This window comes from Nonomuraea pusilla, assembly GCF_900109355.1.
GTDB classification, from domain to species: Bacteria; Actinomycetota; Actinomycetes; order Streptosporangiales; family Streptosporangiaceae; genus Nonomuraea; species Nonomuraea pusilla.
The window spans coordinates 1-2,602 of the sequence record NZ_FOBF01000054.1 but is presented as its reverse complement, the minus strand read 5'-3'; the positions used below and the strand labels follow the sequence as shown (position 1 = coordinate 2,602).

The following is a 2,602-nucleotide window of genomic DNA, read 5'->3' as shown; positions in this document are numbered from 1 at the left end:
AGAAGATCAGCGGGGGTACCGCTGACCTGCATGGCAGCACTAAAGTGCCTCATGGCTACAGACCCTTGTCTTTGAGCGGACAGTCTGTGGTCAGCCTCGGGTCGTGTTGGCGCACGGCCCGGGGCCCTCACTTATTCGGTTGTGTCTCCAGAGTTGGCGCTCTGGTCTTTCCTCCACTTGAGCGAGACCGCCTGCTGAGAGAGCTCAGCTAGGGCTGCGACTCGCTCTTGAGTCCACGTCGAGTTGCCTTCTCGCCGGCGGCGGCCTGCCTCTTGGATGAGGCTGTCTCTCTCGGCCGTGGCGTCCCGCAGGCGTTGGGCGGTGTCGCGGAGTTTGTCGGCAAGCATCTGGTCGGTCAGCTCCTCCAAGTTCTCCGGCACTTCCTCTGTCTATCACCAGACGAAGATTAATACAAGCTACTTGTATTGATCTAGCTCAATATGCCCCCGCCCGAACTCGCGGGCGGGGGCATCGTCGCTTTGGGCCCCGTCCTCGCCGTCCCTCCGAGATCCAAGGACGGGGCCAGAGCCCGGCTCTCCAAGCTCGCCCGTGCCAGGTGTCATCCGCCTGGAGAGCCGGGCCGTCTACTGCACCCGCACCATGCCGTACAGGTGGACCACCTGGGCCACCGCCAGCGCGCGAGCGTGGTAGCTGAACGCGTCCCAGGCCACGTACACGTTCCGCTTCCCCGGGACGGGGATCGGGAGCAGGCCGGGGCCGGGCTCATACATGTCAGCCAGCACCCCGGACGGTTCCACCTCGGCCACCGTGTAGATGCGGGCGTGCTCCGCGAGCATGGGGCACTCCTCCAGTGCCTTCGGGATGCACTCCTTGCAGGTGGGGGGCGCGTTGGTGCGGCCCACCCACCAGTCGTCGCCGATGACGAGAGTGGACTCGAACACCGTGGGCACGAGTGCCCACCAGATGCGGCCGGTGTCCGGGTCGGTGGCCGGCCCCCTGCACACCTGGCACAACAGGTAGTCCATGCACTCCCACTGCCGGCGCGTGTTCAGCTTCCGCATCCGCTCAGGTCCGCGGGCGTTGGGTCGGCTGCGGAGGTTGTCGACCCGGGCGCGGAGGATCCCGCCGATACGGTCACCCTTGTGGCGCGGCTCGTACGCGAGACGCACGCCGTCGTCTGAGCCGGCGTGCCGCTGGAAGACCAATCTGTCGCGGCGTTCCTCGTTCGCGAAGGCGATCACGTACGGGATGGTCGTGTAGCTCATGCCAGACCGTCCGCGGGGGCGATCCCATAGCTCTGCGTGCTGCCCTGCCAGCACCAGTGCAGGACCTGATTGTGGATCGCGGACTGGATGAGGTCCCACCGGTCGGTGGCGTGGACTTCCTGCCTGCAGCCGTAATCGATGGCGGCCTGCGGGAGCAGGTGGCGGAGCCTAGCGTGGTAGCCGTCCTGGTCCAGCCATGTCCTGTAGTGCTGGAGGAGGGGGGCATCTGTGACGGGCATGTCGGCGCCGCGGGACGTACACTCGGGCATATCGCACCTCCACCGTGCGACTTAGGGCCCGTCCAGGCGTTCGCGCGCCGTTGGTCGGGCCCACTCTCATATAGGGGGCTACCGCAAAGAGTAGCCAACATAACCATGCTTAACCATGGTCTACCACGGAAGAGCGTGAGTGTCCGCAGGTGAGCACGGGTGCTTACGGCGCAGTCGTGGTGATCGAGTGGCGGGAGAACGCGCCAAAGTGGCAGCAGGTGGCGGATGTGCTGAAGAAGCGCATCGCTGACGGCACCTACCCGCCCGACGCCCGGCTGCCGTCACAGCATGAGCTGGTGCAGGAGTTCGAGATCGCGCCGAACACCGCCCAGAAGGTGCTCACCCGGCTACGTCAGGAAGGCGTCGCCTACTCGGTGAAGGGTGTGGGGACCTTCGTAGCACCGCCGGCTACCGAGGGCTGAAACCGCCTTTACCGTCGCGACATTCCGGAACGCGAGACACGCGTCACAGCCTGTGCCAACCTACGGGCAGGGGGCCGGTCTATCGGGGGAGAGACCGGGAACATACACTCACGACGGTAAGGGCAATAAGGCATGCCCCCACGACACCCGAACAAGGAGATCCGCGAGGTCCTCAAGGAGGCCGAGGAGCAGGGATGGAGGGTAGAACCGCCCAAAGGACGGTACTGGTCGATCTGGTGCCCGTGCGAAGACCGGCACAAGAGCACCATTAAGATCAGCCCCTCAAACCCGAACTATGTTCGCGAACTGCGCAAGAAGCTGAATCGGGAAACCTGCTGGAAGGAGGTGAGCTGAGTCGTGAAGTACAGAGCCGAGATGAGTGTCCAGTTCGCTGGAGACCTCGCCCTACTCGACGAACGCACAGACCAGCTCATGGACCAACTGCTCGACATCGAGGAAGCTGACCCGGCCATCGAGGACCCGGACATCGCCGCGACTCTCAGCACGGGGATCGTACAGATCAGCATGTTCATCAAGGCCGACGACCTACCTGAGGCCGGCCAGAAGCTGGTGGCGACCGTGCGCCACGCCCTACACGCGATCGGGGACGGGACTCCCGGCTGGGAGCGTGTAGCGCGCGAGGTTCAGGAGCAGTGCATGTCGGTGAGCCCGGTTCGCGACCGAG

At 64.9% G+C, this 2,602-nt stretch carries 4 protein-coding genes; 2 read left to right on the top strand and 2 right to left on the bottom strand.

The features are described from left to right. Positions 1-584: 584 nt before the first annotated feature. Positions 585-1,226, bottom strand: coding sequence for a hypothetical protein (locus BMX74_RS42500; protein ID WP_091106147.1), 642 nt, complete (start codon positions 1,224-1,226; stop codon positions 585-587). Further along, a complete protein-coding gene (locus BMX74_RS42495; protein ID WP_177227765.1) occupies positions 1,223-1,465 on the bottom strand; it encodes a hypothetical protein in 243 nt (80 codons plus the stop codon). The genes BMX74_RS42500 and BMX74_RS42495 overlap by 4 nt, the downstream gene beginning before the upstream one ends. 206 nt (positions 1,466-1,671) lie before the next feature. On the opposite strand from BMX74_RS42495, the gene BMX74_RS42490 reads away from it, so the two are divergent. After that, complete coding sequence (locus BMX74_RS42490; RefSeq protein ID WP_256257633.1) at positions 1,672-1,917, top strand: GntR family transcriptional regulator; 246 nt, start codon at positions 1,672-1,674, stop codon at positions 1,915-1,917. A gap of 357 nt (positions 1,918-2,274) precedes the next feature. Further along, on the top strand, positions 2,275-2,602 hold a 328-nt coding region (locus tag BMX74_RS42480; RefSeq protein WP_091106143.1), incomplete at its 3' end, for a hypothetical protein.

Excerpts from the sequence above, each read along its gene's own strand:
- BMX74_RS42500 (WP_091106147.1), bottom strand. The coding sequence starts at position 1,226 with ATGAGCTACACGACCATCCCGTACGTGATCGCCTTCGCGAACGAGGAA.
- BMX74_RS42495 (WP_177227765.1), bottom strand. The coding sequence starts at position 1,465 with ATGCCCGTCACAGATGCCCCCCTCCTCCAGCACTACAGGACATGGCTG.